This is a genomic window from Corallococcus sp. BB11-1, from assembly GCF_026626625.1.
GTDB classification, from domain to species: Bacteria; Myxococcota; Myxococcia; order Myxococcales; family Myxococcaceae; genus Corallococcus; species Corallococcus soli.
The window spans coordinates 173,273-192,742 of the sequence record NZ_JAPNJY010000010.1 but is presented as its reverse complement, the minus strand read 5'-3'; the positions used below and the strand labels follow the sequence as shown (position 1 = coordinate 192,742).

Here is a 19,470-nt window from a genome sequence, read left to right as displayed (position 1 = left end):
GCGCCATGGCCGTGAGGCGCATCCCAACGGCGTCAGCTCGCATCAGAACCCTCGTCGCGAGGCGCCTCAAGAACATCCGAAGAAGGAGGCGTGGGCGGGGGCAGGGGATAGAGGACGCGGTGGTCGATGCGGTGGTGGTAGGCGGCCAGGAACGGGGCGCCGGCAATCATGACGACGACCTGCTGCGGGGGCGTGGGTTGCTGGTGGAGCCAGGCCTCCGCTTCGGCCTTGGACTGGAAGGACAGACCCGAAGGCTTGGGGCCGTCATTCGCCATGTCCGCGAGGTAGTGCTCCAGGATGACGGGAAGTGGGACCAGCCGGACCTTCCCGAGCGACGGGATGTACATGGCGGAGTGGTAGACATCCGCGATCAGCACGAAGACCACCGCAGGAGGCCGTCTCCGAGCATTCATCCCAGCCTCTGCCTCTTCCCGGGTCGCGAACCGACCCATGGCAAGAGGTGGCGCGTGGGCTTCGAGACTCTGGACATAGTCCTCGAAGTCGTAGCTCTGGCCGGTGTCCTGGATGAATTGAATGGCGGTCGCGGCTGTGCGAATCGCCTCTTCGCTTCCAGGCGTCGCGGGAACCTTGTCGAGCAGAATCTGCCCAAGCACTTCAATCTGGTCGAGGAGTCGGGTCATGGAAGAGCCTCTGCCAGGTGCAGCGCGGAGTCACCGTCGAAGCTTGCCAGGAGCAGGGCAGGGGCCAGGACGACGAGACCTGCCCCCGCGGACACGATGACGAAGACAACACCCGCGATGACGACCACGCTCCCGATGAGAAGTGACTCGCGATGACGGCTTGCCCAGCCTGAAGCCTCCGTCACGGAGGACAGCTCTTGGGGACGGAGCTTCTCCAACTCTGCGCAGTCCAAGAGGGGCTGAAGGCACTTGCCGTTGCAGTACGACTCCTTCCCTCCCCTTCCGCGCGGGCTGCGGAAATGCCCGTACCCAGCAGGAAGCGGGCGGCTCAAGCATTCCCGCATGCACTCCAGATGCTCCGCATCGCAATCGCGCACGGAGCGCGCAGTCCGCACGATGCGCCGGCCCTGCTCCGCCTGCACGTAGCGGGCAAGCTCGGACGCCAGCGCCGGACGCCACTCCTGCGTGAAGCTCCCGTCCGGCGCCTCCCGCAGCAGCAGCACCAGACGCGGAAGCTCCTCCGGAGCCGGAGCCACCGCCGCACGGGCCGTCCCACAGGCCGACAGCCACACGCACAGCGCCACGGCCGTGAGGCGCATCCACACCGGATCCACGCTCAACGCACGGGGTCGCGAAGTCATGCATCCACCCAAGCAGCTTCCCAGGTGGAAGTCGTGCCTCGCGAAACCGTCAGAACGCGCTGCCGTCCGCCCTGCGTCCTGGGGTCGCGGCGTAGGACGCCAGGTCGTAGCAGAGGCCCCAGGACCCCGTGGCACTCCTGTCAGGCTTCCGGTTGAACGACCAGCCCTGGAACACATCCATGGGCGGACTCGCATACGAATGGCTGTCCTGCACCGTGCCATCCGCGCGCACCAGGTACACCGAGTCGCCCGCGCCTTGCTGGTTGATGCCCCGGTCGAATCTCAGGCCCTGGCCCCCGTTGGACACGGTCGCGTACGTCGCCGCCTGCGGCAGCGCCGTGATGCCCGAGTACACCACGTACCCCTTGCCCGCCGGCAGCACCGTGCCCTGCGCGAACGTGTGTCGCGCCGCATCCGCGCCCGAATACGACTTCGCGTCGTGGAGCTTCCAGCCGCTCAGGTCCACCGACCCCGGCCCCGCGTTGTAGAGCTCCACGAACTGCTGATCGTAGTCCGGCGTTCCAGCCGGCCCGTTGACCGGCTGCGCCAGGTACTCGTTGATGAACACCTGCTGCGTCGGCCGCGTCATCGTGAACGCCCCGTCACTCAGGTCCGCCACGTCCGCGCGCGTCGCGTCCGCCACCCGCACCCGCGCCGTGGTGGAGGACTCGCTCGGCACCGTCCACGTGTAGCGCCCGCTCGCCGCCGCCACGCTCGTCGCCACGTCGCGCCACACCGTGCCGTCCAACGAATACTGCACGTTCACCTGCGACACGTTGCTCGACGTCCAGGTGATGGCGAACGTGCTACCCGCCGACAGCGTCTCGCCGCCGTTGGGCGCCGTGACCTTCACGCTGCGCGCCTGCGCCAGCGTGCCGAAGTCGAAGCGGCTGAAGATGGGGTAGTGGTCGGACGTGGTGTCCCGGTAGCTGGCGATGGTCGGCCTGAGCACCACCGTGGAGTCCGCGACGTGGTACGGCACCAGCTCGTTCGTCACCAGCTGATGGTCGATGAACTGGCTGTTGCTCACCGTGGAGCGCACGCCCGCCTCCGACAGCGGCTGGGTGAGGAACTTGTAGCGCGTCGGGTCGCCCACCAGGTTCTGGAAGGGCGACGTCTGGGACGCGTAGATGGACATGTCCACGTCGTCATTCCAGTCCCCCATCACCATCACCTTCTGCGTGGGCAGGGTCGTGTCCAGGTAGCTCTTGAGGCACTCCGACGCGGACTGGCGCCGCGAATACGCATCCGCGTCCGCGAACGCCTTCATGTGCAGCACCATCACCGTCAGGTCCACCTGCGTGGCACCCCGCGTCACCCGCAGGTCCACGCGCAGCGGCGGCCGCCCGGCGAAGTCACTGGAGCAGGACGCCAGCACCACGTTCGCCCCCAGCACCTGCACCGCGTCCGTCTTGAACAGCACGCCCACCTTCTGCTGCGCGGCGCCGTAGTAGTAGTACTCGCCGCCCACCCGCGCGGAGTCGTTCGCGAGGAAGCCGTCGTAGCCGGGCAGCCCCGCCTTCAGCGCGTTGAACTGGGCCACGTCGATGATCTCCGCCACGCCCATCACGTCCGGCCCCGCGTCCGCGATGACCGCCGTCGCGTTGGCCAGCTGCAGGGGCTCGTTGTCCGGACCATTGCCGGGCGTCGTGTCCCCGAACCACTCGATGTTCCAGTTGCCCACCTTCAGGGGCACGGACACCACCGGGCCACCGTCCGTCGTCGTCCCGCCGTCCGTCCTGGTCCCACCGTCCGTCACCGGCCCGCCGTCCGGCAGCTCCCCGTTCGGGGTGCGCAGGGGCAGCCGCAGCACGGACTCGGCGCGGACGCCGTTGGCGTCCTCCACCCGCAGCGTGAACTCATACAGCGCGGGTCCCTGCGGCGTGCCCGTCAGCGCCCCGTCGCCGGTCAGCGTCAGCCCCGAGGGCAGCGCGCCGCCCGTCTGCGACCAGGTCAGGGGCGGCGCCCCCCCGGTGGCCGTGAACGTGAACGTATAGGCGCTGCCTGCCGTCGCGTCCGGCAGCGGCGACACGGTCGCGATGGCCGGCACCGGCCACGCCTTCAGCGAATAGCTCCGCGTCTGCTGGGCGCCCTTCGCGTCGCGCACGCCCACCGTCAGCGTCCATTCACCCGCTTCGGTGGCGGGCCCCACCAGCCGGCCCGTGTCTCCATAGAAGGAGAAGCCCGGCGGCAGCGCGCCCACCGAATAGGTGAGGGGCGCCTTGCCCCCGGAGGCGGTCAGCACGTGCTCGAAGGGCGCGCCCACCGTCGCCGCGCGCAGCGTGACCGCCGGCAACACCGGCCCCTCCGTCCCCGGTTCCCCCGAACCACAGGCGGACAGCGACACGACGGTGGTGAGCACGACGAGCGACCAGACCGCCTGGATGGACCGCGACATGATGGAAGGCTCCAGCACCGGGCCCCGTACGAATGCGGCTTTCCGGCAGAGGGGGAGCACCTTAACGTGTCTGGCAGTGGACTGTCGTGCGGTCCCCCGCTTGCGGCGGGGGAGGGCGCCTGACGCACCGCCACAAGGCAATCGATGGCGCATCCCGCCGTCTATGTCTGGACAGGGCGGAGGGCTTTGCGCTCCTGTCGGGCGTGCAGTGGGATGGATTCAGGCAGCCAGAGCGGAGGAGACGGGTCATGGCCGAGAAGTGGGACAGGCAGTTGATGGACTTCCTCAAGCGCACCGGCGAGGACCTCAAGCGCACCACGGACGACCTCCGGGGTGAGGCCGAGCGTCTCCTCAAGGAAGTGAAGGACCCGGAGAAGCAGGCCAAGGTGAAGGAAGGCCTGGAGCAACTGCGCACCTGGGCCGCCGCCACCACCAAGACCGCCACGGAGAAGATTGAGACCGCCGTGCGCCGCGTCGAAACCACCGTGGAGGAGGCCTTCAAGCCCGGCGCCGGTGGCGCGGGGACCCCTCCACCCGCCTCCGCCGCCACGCCGGAGCCCGCCCCCGAGCCGGCCGCCGCCGCCCCCGCCCGGGCGAAGAGCGCCGACAAGGCCAAGGCGAAGGCCCCCAAGTCCATTGGCCGCAAGAAGGCCGCCGCCGCCCCGGCTCCGGCCCCCAAGGGCGCCAGGACCGCCAAGAAATCAGCTTCCAAGAAAACGTTGGGCCGCAAGAAACCCGCGCCCGGAGCGTGAAGTTCCGTTGCACGTGAAGAGCGCCTGCCCGCATGCAGGGCACGGCGTGGCCCCCCCCTCGGGTCCTGTTGGATCGCTCCCCGGCGCGTGAGATAGTGCGCGCCGTGTCGGGCACCAATGACAAGGGCAGCATCCAGACGGACATCGGGCAGGACGTGATCGACGACGCGGTTCGTAGCGTCGAGCGTCGGATGGACGAAGAAGCGGACACCGCGGGTTCGGAGACGGAGGTGGAGGTGGAGATCGCCGCCTCAGACGCCGAGGCGGCCGCACCCACCCCCGAGGTCACCCCCCCCACCGAGGACGCGGCCGCGCTCCGCCAGGAGGTGGAGTCGCTGCGCGCGCAGCTGGACTTCAGCCAGGCCAAGGCCCGCGAGACGCTGGAGCGCTTGAAGGAAGCGCACGAGCGCGCCAAGGACTTCCAGGAGCGCGCCCTGCGCGCCGCCGCGGACCTGGAGAACTACAGGAAGCGCGCCCAGAAGGAGAAGGAGGACGTCCAGAAGTTCGGCGCGGAGAAGCTCCTCAAGGACCTGCTCCCCGTCGTGGACAACATGGACCGCGCGCTCGACGCCGCCAGCAAGTCCACCGACTTCGACAGCTTCCAGAAGGGCGTGGCCATGACGCGCAAGTCCTTCGAGGACGCGCTCGGCCGCCACGGCGTGAAGGGCTTCAGCGCGAAGGGGCTGCCCTTCGACCCGCGCGTGCACGAAGCCATCCAGCAGGTGGAGACCACGGAGGTCGCCGCCGGCCACGTCGTCTATGAGGTGACGCGCGGCTTCCACCTCAATGACCGGCTGGTGCGCCCCGCGATGGTCGTCGTCGCCCGCGCGCCGGAGGCCGCCCCGCCGCCCGCGCCCGCCGCCAGCGCCGGGGATGCGCCCGCCAGCACCGAGTCTCAGTCGAGCAGCAGCGAGGCGCCGGGGGCGCCCGCGGATTCCGAGAGTTCCTCCGGGGGGAGTCAGTAGTCATGGCGAAGGTGATTGGTATCGACCTGGGCACCACCAACTCCTGCGTCGCCGTCATGGAAGGCGGCGAGCCGGTGGTCATCCCCAACAGCGAAGGCAGCCGCACCACCCCCTCCATGGTGGGCTTCACCGACTCCGGTGAGCGCCTGGTGGGGCAGATCGCCAAGCGGCAGGCCATCACCAACCCGGAGAACACGGTCTTCGCGGCCAAGCGCCTCATCGGCCGCAAGTACGACTCGCCCGAGGCGCGCAAGGCCATTGGCGTCAGCTCCTTCAAGGTGGCCGCCAGCCCCAACGGCGACGCGTGGGTGGAGATCCGCGGCAAGGGCTACAGTCCGCCGGAAGTCAGCGCCATCGTGCTGATGAAGATGAAGCAGACGGCGGAGGACTACCTGGGTGAGCCCGTCACCGAGGCCGTCATCACCGTCCCCGCCTACTTCAACGACAGCCAGCGCCAGGCCACCAAGGACGCGGGCCGCATCGCGGGCCTGAGCGTGCTGCGCATCATCAACGAGCCCACCGCCGCGGCGCTCGCGTACGGCCTGGACAAGGTGAAGGACAGCCCCACGGAGCGCATCGCCGTCTACGACCTGGGCGGCGGCACCTTCGATATCTCCATCCTGGAGCTCACCTCCGGCGTCTTCGAGGTCAAGAGCACCAACGGCGACACGTTCCTGGGCGGCGAGGACTTCGACCAGCGCCTCATCGACTACCTGGCCAAGCGCTTCGCGGAGGGCAACAACGGCCTGGACCTGCGCAAGGACCGCATGGCGCTCCAGCGCCTGAAGGAAGCGGCCGAGCGCGCCAAGCACGAGCTGTCCAGCGCCCCGGAGACGGAGGTGAACCTCCCGTTCATCACCGCGGACGCGTCCGGCCCCAAGCACCTCACGGAGACCATCGACCGGTCCACCTTCGAGGCCCTGGTCGCGGACCTCATCGACCGCTCCATTGAACCGTGCCGCATCGCGCTCAAGGACGCGGGCGTCACCGCCCAGGCCATCAACCAGGTGCTCCTGGTGGGCGGCATGACGCGCATGCCGCGCGTGCAGCAGAAGGTGAAGGAGTTCTTCGGCAAGGAGCCCCACAAGGGCATCAACCCGGACGAGGTCGTCGCCGTGGGCGCCGCCATCCAGGGCGGCGTGCTCAAGGGCGAGGTGAAGGACGTCCTCCTGCTGGACGTCACGCCGCTGTCGCTGGGCGTGGAGACCGCGGGCGGCGTGTTCACGAAGATCATCGACAAGAACACCACCATCCCCTGCAAGAAGGGCCAGGTGTTCTCCACCGCGGTGGACAACCAGCCGCTCGTGTCCGTGCACGTCCTCCAGGGCGAGCGCGAGATGGCGGCCGACAACAAGACGCTCGCGCGCTTCGAGCTGGTGGGCATCCCCCCGGCGCCCCGCGGCGTGCCGCAGATTGAAGTGTCCTTCGACATCGACGCGAACGGCATCGTGCACGTGAGCGCCCGCGACCTGGGCACCGGCAAGCAGCAGCAGGTGCGCGTGGTGGGCAACTCCGGCCTGTCGGAGGCGGAGATCCAGACGATGATCTCCGACGCCCAGTCGCACTCCGCGGACGACAAGAAGAAGAAGGAGCTGGCGGAGCTGCGCAACAACGCGGACGGGCTCATCTACACCACGGAGAAGAGCCTGGAGGAGTACGCCAGCCTCCTGTCGGAGAAGGACCGCGAGGAGATCAAGGCGGACCTGGAGCGCCTGCGCTCCATCCTCAACACCTCCGACGTCGGCGCCCTGCGCGAAGCCTTCCAGCGTCTGGAGGGCAGCGCCTACCGCATCGCCGACGCCATCTACAGCGACCAGGCCAAGTCCGGCTGAGCCGCGCCGGGGACGAAAGGCGCGCCGGGCCGCAATCGCCCGGCGCCCTCGTCCGTACCGGGGGAGCCCGCCTCCCGTTCCACCCCGGAGCCCCCGCATGTCGACTCAAGAAGCCGTCGTGGCCATCATGTTGACGGTGCTCATCGGCATTCCCTTCCTGGGACTGACGCTGCGCTTCGCCCTCAAGCCGCTGGTGGACACCTGGCTGCGCGTGCGGGAAGCCCAGGCCGGCGGCGGCGCCCGGGGCCCGGAGCTGGAGGCGCTGCGCGCCCGCGTGGCCCACCTGGAGTACATGCTGGACCTGCACGGCATGCTGGAGCGCCCCGTCACGCCGACCCTGGGGAGCCCCGAACCGCTGGAGCGGCTGGCCCCCGTGGCGCGCCTGGGCCGCGAGCGCGTCTGACACCCCACCTCCCGGGCGCTTCTCTGCGCCGGCTTTTCGGGTATTGATGGGTGCGTGGAGTTCCATTCCCCGGAAGAAGAGCTCGCCTTCCTGCGCGGCCTGACGGCCGTGCACCGGATGGCCGACGACATCCTCGAGGACTGCCTGGAGCGCGGCCTGGACCTGGACACCGGGCTGGACGTGTTCCTCACGCAGTGCGCGCGGATGGTGCACGCCCGCGCGGGCTTCGTGTCGCTCCGGGGCACGCGCGGGCCGGTGCTCACGCGGGTGCTGGGGGAGCTGGGCGCGGACGTCTTCGCGGCGGCGCACTGGAGCGGGCCGAAGCAGCTCCCCGATGGCCGCACGCTCTTCTGCCAGCAGCTCACCCTGGGGCGGTTGAACCTGGGCGGGCTGGGGCTGGTGGTGGAGGGCAACTTCGCGGACGGCGGCGGACGGGTGATGGGGCTGGTGGAGGCCATTGGCGAACAGCTGGACTCCGCGGTGCTGTCCTTCCTGGCGCTGACGGACGGCCGGGGGCCGCTGGAGCGGCTGGACGAGCTGGACCGGGAGGGCACGCCGGTGCAGCGCGGGCGCATTGGCCGCTATGAGGTCGTGAAGCCGCTGGGCACGGGCGGCATGGCGCAGGTGCTGGTGGCCCGCACGCGGGGGCCGGAGGGCCTGGGCCGGCTGGTGGCGCTCAAGCGCATCCTGCCGCACCTCACGGCGCAGCCGGAGATGGTGCAGCAGTTCCTGGACGAGGCGCGCATCGGCCTGCGGCTGTCGCACCCCAACCTCGTGCACGTCTACGACTTCGGCGAGGCGCAGGGCGCCTACTACATCGCCATGGAGCTGGTGAACGGCATCGACCTGGACCGGCTGCTGCGCGCGCTCAAGGGGCCGCTGGAGCCGGCGGTGGCGTCCGCCGTGGTGTCGCAGGCCCTGCTGGGGCTGCACGCCGCGCATGGGCTCAAGGGCGAGGACGGCGCGTCGCTGGAGCTGGTGCACCGCGACCTGTCACCGCACAACCTGATGGTCGGCTTCGACGGACAGGTGAAGGTGCTGGACTTCGGCGTGGCGAAGGTGCGCGCGCAGCGCACGGTGACGCTGCCGGGCATCGTGAAGGGCAAGCCGCTCTACATGTCCCCGGAGCAGGCGCTGGGCCAGCGGCTGGACGCGCGAAGCGACCTGTTCGCCATGGGCCTCATCCTCTACCAGGCCCTCACCGGCCGGCGCGCCTTCGACCGCGACGACGAGCTGGCCACCATGAAGGCCATCTGCCAGGACAAGCTCCTCAGGCCCCCGGAGGTGCCGGTGCACCTGTGGAACGTCCTGTCGGTGGCGCTGTCCAAGGCGCCCGAGTCCCGCTTCGACTCCGCCCACGCCATGGCGGACCGGCTGGTGACCGCGTGCCCGCCCGCGCGCGACACGGTGCTGGCGGCCCTCACGGCCCGGCTCTTCCCGGAGCGGCTGCGCGACGCGCAGCGGATGGAGACCTCCGTCAGCCCCATCCGCGAGGCCCCGACGCGCGCGACGCCGGTCGCCCGTCCCCCTCCACGCCCGCCAGGACGCGGACGTTGAGCCGCCCCCCGCGGGCCCCGGGAAGGCGGCATGCGGGGGCGACACACGGCCCGGTGGGACTTCCCTCGGCGCGCGCTAGCGACGCTTGATGGGGTCCACATCGGGCGACGCCTTGTAGCCGGCGCGGCGCTTCTCGTCGTCCAGGTCCTCGTCGGCGGTGCGCACCACGGTCACGCCCTCCACCTCCTCGTGGCGGACGCGGCCCTCCATGCTGCGGGTCTCCTCCATGGAGCGCTTGCGGATGTCGATGTCCTCATCCGCGTAGACCCGCTTCTGGAGTTCCGCGTCCTCCGCGTTCAGCGGGATGCGGATGGTCTCCTCCTGGAAGCTGGCCGTGTCGGGCGTGTTCGGGTTCGCCGCCCGGCGCACCACCTCCACCTCCTCGTGGCGCAGGGGGACCGTCACGGTCCGCATCTCCTCCACGACGACCTTGCGCACCTGGGCCTCGCCCGCGCGGTGCTGGCGCTTCACGGCCTCCAGCTCCTCGTGGTGGGTGCGCAGCGTGACGTCTTCATTCCCGATGCGCTCCTCCTTCAGGTTGGCGCGCAGGTCCCGCTCCTGGACGCCCGTCCTGGGCACGTCGCCAATCTTCTGGGTGCCCGTCTTCAGGCCCGCGCCGATGCCGCTCGCCGTGCCGGTGGCCGCCGCCCCCGTCGCGCCCAGGGCGCCGGGACCCACGCCCGCGCCACCCCCGCGGCCCGCGATGCTGCCCGCGTCGGACAGGCCGCTCAGGGCCTCGCGGCCGTGGTTGAGGTAGATCTCCCCGTTGCGGATGTCGCTCACCTCCGCGTAGCGGACCAGGTAGTCCTTCGGGAAGAACATGCCCTTCTCGATGTGGAACTCGGCGTCGCTGACGGCGAACACCTTGCCCAGCTTCTCCCCGTCGCTGCTGCGGACGGTCATGCCTTCCTTGATGTCGTTGCGCTTGATCATGGACTGGCTCCTTGTGCCTTCACATCGGGTCGTGTGGCCGGGCGGAGCGCCGGAGGTCGTCCGTCGCACTGGGTTGGGGCTCCTGGGGGGAGGGGACGCTCAAGGTGCCCGCCGGGGGTCATCAGCAGGAAGGTGGTGTCAATGACCGACAAGAAAACCCCTGCCCCGGGATGATCCGGGGGCTCGTCACCCAGCCCGCCATGGTCGCGTTGCGCAAGCCCCCTGCTGGCTCCCGTCCGCACAGCGGCCATGCAGGTCGAAGCGACCCGTCCCCCCGCTGGCCGCGCTGCCGGACGCGCCCCACCGTGTTGATGCGGGTCAGGTGTCCTGGCCCGCATTCCGGGAGCCTTCCATGCGCAGCACGAGCCTGGGCCGTGGGTTGAAGCGGTGGAGCGACATGCCGTGGAGCGGGAGTCCCGCCCGAGCCCGTGCCGCGGGCGGTCACGGAGTCCGGGCCCGGGCCGCAGGCCGGGGACTCGGGTGGATGGCGGGGCTCGTGGGGGTGGTGGTGGCCGGCGGGCTCCTGCGCCGCCGCGCCCTGTCCCCTGCCTCCAGGGGGACCTTGCGCGAAGCTCCCGGGCCGCTCGACGCCCCCTTCGGAGCACCCGCCTGGTCCACCCTGTCGCCTGCACGGCCCCTGGACGACGTGGCGTGGCGCCCCTGCGCGGACGACCTGGCGCGCGCGCTGGGGGTCGCGGGGGAGCCCGCGGAGGGAACCCCGGAGCCCTGGCCCCTGCCCCGGCGGGGGCCGTCCGGCCGGGAGCGCTCCTGGGGCGAGCCGTCGTCGTCCGCGGGGGAGTGAGCCCGGGACGACCGGGGGGGCGGGGCGCACGACAGCGCTGTTCCAGGGTGTTCGCGAGAGTCCGGTTGCAAGCTGTGCGCTTGACCCATGGGGAGGGCTCCCCTAGAAAACCGGGGCTTTGCCGTCATCTCCCCCGGAGGGAACTCCCACATGCGACGACTTGCCCCGATGCTCCTCGCCGCGCTCGCCGTCCTGGCGGTCGCCTGCGAGAAGAAGACGCAGCCCACGGGAGAGGGCGGCCAGCCCGCGGCGCAGGTCCCGGCCGTGGCGCAGGGCGGCGGCACCCCGGCGGGGAACGACGTCATCGTCCTGGGTGAAGTGGGCGCGCTGACGGGCGGCCAGGCCACCTTCGGCATCTCCAGCCGCAACGGCATCGCGCTGGCGCTCAAGGAGGCCAACGCGGCGGGCGGCGTGAAGGGCAAGAAGCTGGTGGTGCGCGTCTATGACGACCAGAGCAAGCCCGAGGAGGCGGCGCAGGCCGTCACCCGGCTGATTACCCAGGACAAGGTGGTCCTCATCCTGGGCGAGGTGGCGTCGTCCAGCTCGCTCGCCATGGCGGAGAAGGCGCAGGCGGCGGGCGTGCCGATGATCACGCCCTCGTCCACCAACCCCACCGTGACGGAGAAGGGCGACTACATCTTCCGCGTCTGCTTCATCGACCCGTTCCAGGGCTTCGTGATGGCCAAGTTCGCGCGCGAGCACCTCAAGCTCAACAAGGTCGCGGTGCTCCAGGACAACAAGAGCGCCTACTCCATTGGCCTCACGGAGGTGTTCCGCCAGAAGTTCGCGGAGCTGGGCGGGAAGATCACCGTCACGGAGAGCTACAGCCAGGGCGACACGGACTACCGCGCGCAGCTGACCGCCATCAAGAAGACGCAGCCGGAGGGCATCTACGTGCCGGGCTACTACAGCGAGGTGGGCGTCATCGCCCGGCAGGCGCGGGAGCTGGGCCTGAAGGTGCCGCTGATGGGCGGCGACGGCTGGGACTCCGAGAAGCTCTTCGAGCTGGGCGGCAGCGCCATCGACGGCAGCTACTTCTCCAACCACTACTCGCCGGACAACCCGGACGAGCGCGTGAAGAAGTTCATCGCGGACTACAAGGCGGACTACAACGGCGCGGTGCCGGACGCGCTCGCGGCGCTGGCGTACGACGCCGCGTGGGTCGCCATCGACGCGCTCAAGCGCGCCCCGGACACCAGCGGCCCGGCGCTGCGTGACGCCATCGCGCAGACGAAGAACTTCCCGGGTGTCGCGGGCGCCATCACGCTGGACGCGAAGCGCAACGCGGTGAAGTCCGCCGTGGTGCTGAAGGTCGCGGACGGCAAGTCCACCTACGTCACCACCATCGCTCCGTAGGTCAGGTCCCCCCCGGCATGTCGCAGCTTCTCCAGCACCTCATCAACGGACTGGCCTCCGGCACCATCTACGCCCTGGTCGCACTGGGCTACACGATGGTGTACGGCGTCCTCAAGCTCATCAACTTCGCCCACGGCGACGTGATGATGGTCGGCGTCTACATGGGCTACGCGACCGCCTTCGCCCTCGGGCGCGAGGCGCAGCGTTCCCTCTGGGGCGTGGTCGTCATCTTCGCGGTGGCCATGGGCGGCTGCGCGCTGCTCGGCTTCCTGATTGAGCGCTTCGCCTACCGGCCGCTGCGCGAGAAGCCGCGCCTCACCGCGCTCATCACCGCCATCGGCATCTCGTTCGCGCTGTCGTACGGCTTCCAGCTGGACATCGGCTTCCTGCCGGGCGCCTCCCCCCGGGCCTTCCCGGAGGTCATCGTCCCCACGGAGTGGTTTATCGTGGGCGACCGCGACGTGGTGGTGTGGAACTGGCAGGTCATCAGCTTCCTCATCGCGGTGACGCTGATGGGCGCGCTCCAGTTCCTCGTGTACCGGACGCGCTTCGGCATGGCGATGCGCGCGGTGTCCTGGGACCACCGCACCGCGGCGCTGATGGGCATCCCCACCGACCGCATCATCGCGCTGACGTTCATGCTCTCCAGCGGGCTGGCGGCGGGCGCGGGCCTGCTCTACGCCATCAAGGACACGTCCGTGAGCCCGCTCATGGGCCTGTACGTGGGCCTCAAGGCCTTCGTGGCGGCGGTCATCGGCGGCATCGGCAACGTGCCGGGCGCGGTGGTGGGCGCGCTGCTGCTGGGGCTGGTGGAGGAGTTCGTCGTGGGCTACGCGGCCAGCACCTGGCGTGACGCGGTGGCCTTCGGCTTCCTCATCCTGGTGTTGCTGGTGAAGCCGGGCGGCCTCTTCGGCCGGGTCGCGGCGGAGAAGGTCTGATGGCGACCCCTGGCGCGACGACCCTGCCCGACGACATGGCGGGCCCCATTCCCCCGGCGCTGCGCGGCATCCTGCCCGTGCTCCTCGCCCTGCCGGTGCTGGCGCTGGCCGAGTGGACGCTGGGCGCTTCCCCCTTCGCCACCTATCTGCTGTCCGTCGTGGGGGTGAACATCATCCTCGCGGTGAGCCTCAACATCGTGAACGGCATGACGGGCCAGTTCTCCATTGGCCACGCGGGCTTCATGGCGGTGGGCGCGTACATCGCGGGCGTCACGTCGCTGTCGTTCAAGGAGGTGGCGCTCTCCTTCCTGCCGGTGGCCGCCAGCGACCAGGTGCTCTTCGTCGTGGCGCTGCTCGCGGGCGGCGCCTGCGCGGCGCTGTGCGGCTTCCTGGTGGGGCTGCCGTCCCTGCGCCTGCGCGGGGACTACCTGGCCATCGTCACGCTGGGCTTCGGCGAAATCATCCGCGTCTTCGTGCAGAACACGGAGGCGTTCGGCCGCGCGCTGGGGCTGTCGGGCATCCCGCAGTACTCCAGCGTGGCCATGGTGTACTTCTGGGTCTTCGCGGTGGTGCTGGTGGCCCGGAGAATCGCGGGCTCCAGTCACGGCCGCAGCCTGTGGGCCATCCGCGAGGACGAGGTCGCCGCCGAAGCGATGGGCGTGGACACCACCGGCTACAAGGTCCGCGCGTTCGTCATCTCGTCGTTCTTCGCCGGCATCGCGGGCGGCCTGTTCGCCCACTTCGTGCCCATCATCAACCCGGGCTCGTTCACCTTCGTGAAGTCGATGGAGATCGTCGTCATGGTGGTGCTGGGCGGCCTGGGCTCCACCACGGGCGCCATCGTCGCGGCCATCTTCCTCACGCTGCTGCCGGAGGGCCTGCGCTCGCTGTTCGGCGCGCTGGGCGCGGAGGGCAGCCTGGCGCAGAAGGTGGATCAGATCCGCATGCCCGTGTACGGCGTCCTGCTGGTGGTGCTGATGCTGGCCCGGCCCCAGGGCCTGTTCGGCACGAAGGAGCTCTGGGACGTGCTGCCGCGCTGGCTTCCCCGCAAGAAGAAGGGGCTGACATGAGCGTCGCCGCCACTTCACAGGACGCGATGCTCCAGGCCTCGGGCGTGAGCATCCGCTTCGGGGGGCTCAAGGCCCTCACGGACTTCAACCTCACCGTGCGCCAGGGGGACCTGCTGGGCCTCATCGGGCCCAACGGCGCGGGCAAGTCCACCGCCTTCAACGTGCTCACCGGCGTGTACCAGCCCACCGAGGGTGAGGTGCGCGTGGCCGGGCAGAAGGTGAACGGCTGGGTGCCGCATCAAATCAACCACCTGGGCCTCGCGCGCACGTTCCAGAACATCCGCCTGTTCCGCGCGCTCACCGCGCTGGACAACGTGAAGGTGGCCTGCCGCGCGCAGGGGGCCCTGCACCCGGTGAGGCTGGGCCAGGCCGCCAAGGTGGGCACGGCGCTGCGCAACTACCGCGACTGGTGGCGCGCGCTGCTGCTCACCCCCGGCTTCCAGCGGGAGGAGCGGGAGCTGACGCGCCAGGCGGAGCACCTGCTGGAGGTCATGGGCCTGTCGCACCGCCGCGACGAGGAGGCGAAGAACCTGCCCTATGGCGAGCAGCGCCGGCTGGAGATCGCCCGCGCGCTGGGGACGCGGCCCAAGGTGCTGCTGCTGGACGAGCCCGCGGCCGGCATGAACACGCGGGAGAAGGCGGACCTGATGGTGCTCATCCGCCGGCTGCGCGACGAGTTCTCGCTGGGGGTGCTGGTCATCGAGCACGACATGAAGCTGGTGATGGGCATCTGCGAGACCATCACCGTGCTGGACCACGGAGAAACCATCGCGCGCGGCGCCCCGGCGGCGGTGCGCAGCGACCGCAAGGTCATTGAAGCGTACCTGGGTGACAGCTACCTGGAATCCCACGGAGGCGCGGCGTGAGCGAGCCGATGAAGGTCCTGGGCGAGCGCCGCGAGTTCGCGCCGCTGCTCACGGTGGAGGGGCTCCAGGTCCGCTACGGCGCCATCCAGGCGCTCCGGGGCGTGTCCCTGCGGGTGGGCAAGGGCGAGATGGTGGCCCTCATCGGCGCCAACGGCGCGGGCAAGACGAGCACCCTGCGCGCGGTGAGCGGCATGCTCAAGGCCGCGGCGGGCCGCATCACGCTGGAGGGCAAGGACACCACGTCCCTCAAGGCCCACCAGCTGGTGCCGCGCGGCATGGCGCACGCGCCGGAGGGCCGGGGCATCTTCCCCAACCTCACCGTGCAGGAGAACCTGGAGCTGGGCGCATACCTGCGCAAGGACACCGCCCAGGTGGCCCAGGACATGGAGCAGGGCTTCACGCTCTTCCCGGTGCTCAAGGAGCGCCGCCGCCAGCTGGCGGGCACGCTGTCCGGCGGCGAGCAGCAGATGCTGGCCATCGCCCGGGCCCTCTTGAGCAAGCCCCAGCTGCTGCTGCTGGACGAGCCGTCCCTGGGCCTCGCGCCGCAGGTGACGGAGACCATCTTCCGCACGCTGCGCGACGTGAACGCCACCGGCGTCAGCGTGCTGCTGGTGGAGCAGAACGCGCACCTGGCCCTCAACGCCGCGCACTACGGCTACGTGCTGGAGACGGGCGAGGTGGTGATGGCCGGCGCGGGCAAGGCGCTCCTGGAGAGCGCCGAGGTGCGGCGCGCGTACCTGGGCGAATAGGTGCCTGGGCGGGGCTCCCGGTCCAGGTGCGCTGTCCTCCCCCGGACGCTTGTGGGCCCGCGCCGCGGCCAGTTGCTCGCGACGCATTGAAACTCGGGTAGTCAGCAGCGGAGCACATCGTCTAGCGTCCGACCGGATATGTCGTTCTTTCCCTCTTCTTTCACATCAGGAAGCGTGCCCATGCGTCCGTCGTCCCGCCTCCTTCTTGCGTCACTCACCACCCTCGCCCTCATCGCCGGCGCCTGCGCCAGCCAGCAGAAGACCGATGACAGCTCCGGCACCGCGGGTGGCGGTGATGGCCGGTCGGCTGTCTCCACCATCGAGGACGTGCCCAACGAGGGTGACCCCGCCGCCACGGGCCCGGAGTTCAAGGCCTACGACGCGCCGGAAGGCTTCAGCATCGGCATGCCCGCGGAGCCGCAGGTGGCCCGCAAGCAGGTCCCGCTGGGCTCCGGCACCGTGAACACCGCCGCGTACTCCGCGCGCGCCATGGAGGTCCTCTACTCCGTCAGCATCGCGGACTACCCGGAGAAGCTCGTGGCGAGCCGTCCCCCCGAGGCCCTGCTGAACGAGGGCCGGGACGGTCTGGCCAAGGAGGTCCAGGGCACGCTGAAGGACGAGCAGGACTTCACCCTGGAGGGTGGCTACCCGGGCAAGTCGTACACCGTCAGCTCCCCGACGGTGGGCGAGCTCAAGGCGCGCAACATCCTGGTGGGCTCGCGGATGTACACGCTCCTGGTGCTCTTCAACCCGAACACCGGCGCGCCGGCCGCGGACGCGTTCCTCACCTCGCTGAAGCTCGTCAACCCGCCGCCGCCGGTGGCCACGGCCACGCCGGACGCGGGCATGATGGACGCGGGCACGCTCGACATGGGCGCCGACGCGGGCACGGCCACGCCGGACGCGGGCACGGGCGCGCGCCGCCGCAAGGCGAAGTAGTCGCGGCACCCGCGTGCACGCTTCCGTGAACCCGGAAGCGTCACGCGGTGGAGGGATGTCCACCACTCCCCTTCGGGAGGGGTGGACCCTGCACCCACAGCCTCCGCTGGATTGCTCCCCTGCCTCCCATCCCTACCTTGGGGGTGGATGTGGACGGGGGAGAAATCGCGATGATGGCTTGGGTGGGGGTCCTGCTGACCACGGTGGTGGCGGCGGGAGGGGTGCCCTTGGTGCCGGCGGGTGGGGGCAATGCCCTGACCCTTCCGGCGCATCGGCATGCGGTGCGGATTGAAACGGGGAACGGGCGCGCGCCCACGTGGCTCCTGGCCGTCCAGCAGCAGGGGGCGGGCGGAGAGGGCCTGAACCTGCTCCGCTCGGAGGACGGGTTCCAGGGCTTCCAGAAGCTCGCCGCCGTGCAGCCGGATGCCACGCACCATGACCGGGCGGAGCTGGTGGCCGTGGGGCGGGACGTGGCGCTCGTGTACGCGTTCGAGGCCCCCTCGCTGTCGGCCTCGTCGCGGCACGACGTCTGGTTCCAGTGGTGGCGCTACCAGGAGGGCGCGCACACCTGGACGCCGGAGCCGGCGGTGCGGGTGTTCAACGCGGACGACACGACGGCGTACTCGCGGGCGCTGCTGGCCCGGGACTCGCGCGGAAGGCTCTGGGTGCAGGCCTTCCGTCGGGAGTCGGACGGAGGCTCCACGGCGGTGGTGGCGGTGTCCACCGACGGGGGCGCGAGCTTCCAGCGGCAGCCGGACCTGGGACGGGTGCGCAAGCGCGGCGGGGGACGGATGCTGAGCGTGGGGGAGAAGCTCGTCTTCTTCTACGCCATGCACGACGGCTTCGAGCCCACGCGCCTGCGGGTGCGCGACGCGGCCGACCCGCTGGACACCTGGGGCCCGGTGCGGGAGGCGTTCTCCGACGGCATCTACCATGGCGCGGCGCTGAGCGCGGTGGAGGACGGGCGGGGCGGCATCCACCTGGTCTACAAGGACGAGACGGAGCGTCTGTATTACCGCCGCTTCGACGGGACGTCCTTCGGGCCGCGCACGCTGGTGGAGAACACGCCGGACTGGGCGTTGCAGCCCGCGGTCACCCGCGTGGGGGACGCGCTGTATGTCTTCTACAATCACATGCAGTCCGCCGCGGACTATGAAATCCGGGTCAGGGTGCTGCGCGACGGGACGTTCAGCGACCCGGTGACCCTGGACTCCCGCACGAGCTTCAAGGGCTACCTGAACGCCTTGGACGTGCTGCCGGACAGCGTCACGGAGGTGCCGTGCTTCTACGGGGACGCGCCCGACGCAAGCTCCAGCGCGAAGGTGATGCGCGTGGCGGTGCCTCGCCAGCCGGAAGGGGGCGGCTCCGGTCAGGACGGGGGGACGCCGGGGGGCGGGGGCGCGTCGGATGGCGGCGCGGGGACTCCGGATGGCGGCGCGGGGACTCCGGACGGCGGGGGCATGCCGGACGGCGGCGCGGGCACGCCGGACGGCGGCATGGACGCGGGGACGGATGGCGGAGGCGCGCCGGATGGCGGCGTGGACGCGGGGACGGATGGTGGCGCGGGGCCGGTGACGCTGGAGCCGGTGTTCACGAACACGACGCACGAGGTGCTGGCGGTGGACGGCGCGGGCACGGTGTTCGCGCTGGCGCTGGACGGGGTCCGCTCCCGGTTGTGGGCGAGCACGGACGGCGGACGCACGTTCAGCGCGCGAGGGCAGGGCGCGGGCGGGGCGTCGTTCTGGGTGATGGCGGCGCTGAAGGACGGAACGCTGCTGGCCCAGATGAGCCGCGGCGGCAGCTACCACCTGGAGCGCTCCACGGACGGAGGCCAGACGTGGGCGGACGTCGTGGCGCTGGGCACCTACCGCGCGGCCTCCCCGGCGAGCTTCGCGGAGCTGGGCAGCACGGTGTTCTTCCTCGAATATCAGACGGTGACGTCCGGGAGCACGCCCCTGCGGCTGTGGGCGAGCACGGACGGCGGGGCGACGTGGGCGGTGCGCTTCACGTTCCAGACGTCGCGCCATGGCCTAGCGCTGTTCGCGGATCCGGTGCGAAGCGTGCTGTGGGCCACGTTCGGCAGCAGCGCGGCGCAGTCGGCGGTGATGCGCTCGTCGGACGGGGGGCGCACCTGGTCGACGGTGATGGCGGGCTACGCGGCCAATGCGATGACGGGGAGGGTGCTGTCCGGGGGCGAGCTGCTGCTCGGGCAGTCCACGCTGTATGAGCCGGAGCATCCGAAGCTGCTGCGGGTGTACGCCAGCGCGCGGGTGGACGCGCTGCTGACGTTGCCGGGGCCGGCGTACTCGCTGGAGCCCTTGCCAGGAGGCGGCTGGGTGCTGGGGACGGGGCGGGCGAACGCGGGGGACGTGCAGCCCGACTCGGACGTGTACGCGCGGCTCTTCACCAGCGCGGATGGCACGACGTGGAGGGAGGCGCGGCGCTACACGCGAAGCGCGAGCACCGCCCTGGCCCGCGTGGAGGTGCGAGGCGTGCTGCCCTCCGGCGACCTGGTGGTTCGGGTGGAGAACCTGGAGGGCTTCGGCGCGGGCGGGAAGGGGTTCCAGGTCCTGCGCGTGAAGCGCTGAGCCACGGGGGACACGGTGGGGCGCGGCGCCCCACCGTGGC

The 19,470-nt window shown here is 70.7% G+C and carries 17 protein-coding genes; 13 read left to right on the top strand and 4 right to left on the bottom strand.

Translation table 11 applies throughout. From position 1 onward, the window contains the following. Positions 1 to 32 precede the first annotated feature (32 nt). Genes OV207_RS10855 through OV207_RS10845 form a run of 3 tightly spaced genes read right to left on the bottom strand, consistent with a single transcriptional unit; the run spans position 33 to position 3,680 of the window. Positions 33 to 641: a head protein gene (locus OV207_RS10855; protein ID WP_267554778.1), complete on the bottom strand. Its 609-nt coding sequence runs from the start codon at positions 639 to 641 to the stop codon at positions 33 to 35. Then, complete coding sequence (locus tag OV207_RS10850; RefSeq protein WP_267554777.1) at positions 638 to 1,282, bottom strand: hypothetical protein; 645 nt, start codon at positions 1,280 to 1,282, stop codon at positions 638 to 640. The genes OV207_RS10855 and OV207_RS10850 overlap by 4 nt, the downstream gene beginning before the upstream one ends. 49 nt (positions 1,283 to 1,331) lie before the next feature. Further along, positions 1,332 to 3,680, bottom strand: a complete 2,349-nt coding sequence (locus OV207_RS10845; protein WP_267554776.1) for a putative Ig domain-containing protein — start codon at positions 3,678 to 3,680, stop codon at positions 1,332 to 1,334. A gap of 248 nt (positions 3,681 to 3,928) precedes the next feature. Here OV207_RS10845 and OV207_RS10840 point away from each other — a divergent pair, with 248 nt between their 5' ends. The 5 genes from OV207_RS10840 to OV207_RS10820 all read left to right on the top strand — a co-directional run bounded on the left by OV207_RS10840 (position 3,929) and on the right by OV207_RS10820 (position 9,189). Further along, positions 3,929 to 4,432: a transcriptional regulator gene (locus OV207_RS10840; RefSeq protein ID WP_267554775.1), complete on the top strand. Its 504-nt coding sequence runs from the start codon at positions 3,929 to 3,931 to the stop codon at positions 4,430 to 4,432. A 95-nt stretch (positions 4,433 to 4,527) separates the two neighbouring features. Continuing rightward, positions 4,528 to 5,397, top strand: a complete 870-nt coding sequence (gene grpE, locus OV207_RS10835; protein WP_420715200.1) for a nucleotide exchange factor GrpE — start codon at positions 4,528 to 4,530, stop codon at positions 5,395 to 5,397. A 2-nt stretch (positions 5,398 to 5,399) separates the two neighbouring features. After that, a complete protein-coding gene (dnaK, locus tag OV207_RS10830) occupies positions 5,400 to 7,229 on the top strand; it encodes a molecular chaperone DnaK (protein WP_267554772.1) in 1,830 nt (609 codons plus the stop codon). Between the two features lie 97 nt (positions 7,230 to 7,326). Continuing rightward, complete coding sequence (locus OV207_RS10825) at positions 7,327 to 7,632, top strand: hypothetical protein (protein ID WP_267554770.1); 306 nt, start codon at positions 7,327 to 7,329, stop codon at positions 7,630 to 7,632. Positions 7,633 to 7,686: 54 nt separating this feature from the next. Further along, the gene (locus OV207_RS10820) at positions 7,687 to 9,189 is read left to right on the top strand and encodes a serine/threonine-protein kinase (protein WP_267554768.1); all 1,503 of its coding nucleotides are present in this window, start codon (positions 7,687 to 7,689) and stop codon (positions 9,187 to 9,189) included. 75 nt (positions 9,190 to 9,264) lie between these two features. Here OV207_RS10820 and OV207_RS10815 read toward each other — a convergent pair whose 3' ends face one another. Further along, positions 9,265 to 10,122 (bottom strand): YsnF/AvaK domain-containing protein, encoded by an 858-nt coding sequence (locus tag OV207_RS10815; protein ID WP_267554767.1) that lies wholly within the window; start codon positions 10,120 to 10,122, stop codon positions 9,265 to 9,267. A gap of 484 nt (positions 10,123 to 10,606) precedes the next feature. Here OV207_RS10815 and OV207_RS10810 point away from each other — a divergent pair, with 484 nt between their 5' ends. The 8 genes from OV207_RS10810 to OV207_RS10775 all read left to right on the top strand — a co-directional run bounded on the left by OV207_RS10810 (position 10,607) and on the right by OV207_RS10775 (position 19,430). After that, the gene (locus tag OV207_RS10810) at positions 10,607 to 10,924 is read left to right on the top strand and encodes a hypothetical protein (protein WP_267554765.1); all 318 of its coding nucleotides are present in this window, start codon (positions 10,607 to 10,609) and stop codon (positions 10,922 to 10,924) included. Between the two features lie 150 nt (positions 10,925 to 11,074). Continuing rightward, on the top strand, positions 11,075 to 12,280 hold the full coding sequence (locus OV207_RS10805; protein WP_267554763.1) for an ABC transporter substrate-binding protein: 1,206 nt from the start codon (positions 11,075 to 11,077) through the stop codon (positions 12,278 to 12,280). 17 nt (positions 12,281 to 12,297) lie between these two features. Next, positions 12,298 to 13,218 carry a branched-chain amino acid ABC transporter permease gene (locus OV207_RS10800; RefSeq protein ID WP_193428024.1) on the top strand — a complete coding sequence of 307 codons (921 nt, stop codon included), beginning with the start codon at positions 12,298 to 12,300 and terminating at the stop codon, positions 13,216 to 13,218. Beyond that, positions 13,218 to 14,288 carry a branched-chain amino acid ABC transporter permease gene (locus OV207_RS10795; protein ID WP_193428023.1) on the top strand — a complete coding sequence of 357 codons (1,071 nt, stop codon included), beginning with the start codon at positions 13,218 to 13,220 and terminating at the stop codon, positions 14,286 to 14,288. Before OV207_RS10800 ends, OV207_RS10795 begins: the two co-directional genes overlap by 1 nt. Next, positions 14,285 to 15,154, top strand: coding sequence for an ABC transporter ATP-binding protein (locus OV207_RS10790; RefSeq protein WP_193428022.1), 870 nt, complete (start codon positions 14,285 to 14,287; stop codon positions 15,152 to 15,154). The genes OV207_RS10795 and OV207_RS10790 overlap by 4 nt, the downstream gene beginning before the upstream one ends. 8 nt (positions 15,155 to 15,162) lie before the next feature. Then, a complete protein-coding gene (locus OV207_RS10785) occupies positions 15,163 to 15,903 on the top strand; it encodes an ABC transporter ATP-binding protein (protein ID WP_227027592.1) in 741 nt (246 codons plus the stop codon). 180 nt (positions 15,904 to 16,083) lie between these two features. Further along, a complete protein-coding gene (locus tag OV207_RS10780) occupies positions 16,084 to 16,842 on the top strand; it encodes a hypothetical protein (protein WP_267554759.1) in 759 nt (252 codons plus the stop codon). 170 nt (positions 16,843 to 17,012) lie between these two features. Continuing rightward, entirely contained in the window at positions 17,013 to 19,430 is a 2,418-nt protein-coding gene (locus OV207_RS10775) for a WD40/YVTN/BNR-like repeat-containing protein (protein ID WP_267554756.1), read from the top strand. Positions 19,431 to 19,470: the final 40 nt, after the last annotated feature.

Excerpts from the sequence above, each read along its gene's own strand:
- OV207_RS10855 (WP_267554778.1), bottom strand. The coding sequence starts at position 641 with ATGACCCGACTCCTCGACCAGATTGAAGTGCTTGGGCAGATTCTGCTC.
- OV207_RS10850 (WP_267554777.1), bottom strand. The coding sequence starts at position 1,282 with ATGACTTCGCGACCCCGTGCGTTGAGCGTGGATCCGGTGTGGATGCGC.
- OV207_RS10845 (WP_267554776.1), bottom strand. The coding sequence starts at position 3,680 with ATGTCGCGGTCCATCCAGGCGGTCTGGTCGCTCGTCGTGCTCACCACC.
- OV207_RS10840 (WP_267554775.1), top strand. The coding sequence starts at position 3,929 with ATGGCCGAGAAGTGGGACAGGCAGTTGATGGACTTCCTCAAGCGCACC.
- dnaK (WP_267554772.1), top strand. The coding sequence starts at position 5,400 with ATGGCGAAGGTGATTGGTATCGACCTGGGCACCACCAACTCCTGCGTC.
- OV207_RS10825 (WP_267554770.1), top strand. The coding sequence starts at position 7,327 with ATGTCGACTCAAGAAGCCGTCGTGGCCATCATGTTGACGGTGCTCATC.
- OV207_RS10815 (WP_267554767.1), bottom strand. The coding sequence starts at position 10,122 with ATGATCAAGCGCAACGACATCAAGGAAGGCATGACCGTCCGCAGCAGC.
- OV207_RS10810 (WP_267554765.1), top strand. The coding sequence starts at position 10,607 with ATGGCGGGGCTCGTGGGGGTGGTGGTGGCCGGCGGGCTCCTGCGCCGC.
- OV207_RS10805 (WP_267554763.1), top strand. The coding sequence starts at position 11,075 with ATGCGACGACTTGCCCCGATGCTCCTCGCCGCGCTCGCCGTCCTGGCG.
- OV207_RS10800 (WP_193428024.1), top strand. The coding sequence starts at position 12,298 with ATGTCGCAGCTTCTCCAGCACCTCATCAACGGACTGGCCTCCGGCACC.
- OV207_RS10795 (WP_193428023.1), top strand. The coding sequence starts at position 13,218 with ATGGCGACCCCTGGCGCGACGACCCTGCCCGACGACATGGCGGGCCCC.
- OV207_RS10790 (WP_193428022.1), top strand. The coding sequence starts at position 14,285 with ATGAGCGTCGCCGCCACTTCACAGGACGCGATGCTCCAGGCCTCGGGC.
- OV207_RS10785 (WP_227027592.1), top strand. The coding sequence starts at position 15,163 with ATGAAGGTCCTGGGCGAGCGCCGCGAGTTCGCGCCGCTGCTCACGGTG.
- OV207_RS10780 (WP_267554759.1), top strand. The coding sequence starts at position 16,084 with ATGCGTCCGTCGTCCCGCCTCCTTCTTGCGTCACTCACCACCCTCGCC.
- OV207_RS10775 (WP_267554756.1), top strand. The coding sequence starts at position 17,013 with ATGATGGCTTGGGTGGGGGTCCTGCTGACCACGGTGGTGGCGGCGGGA.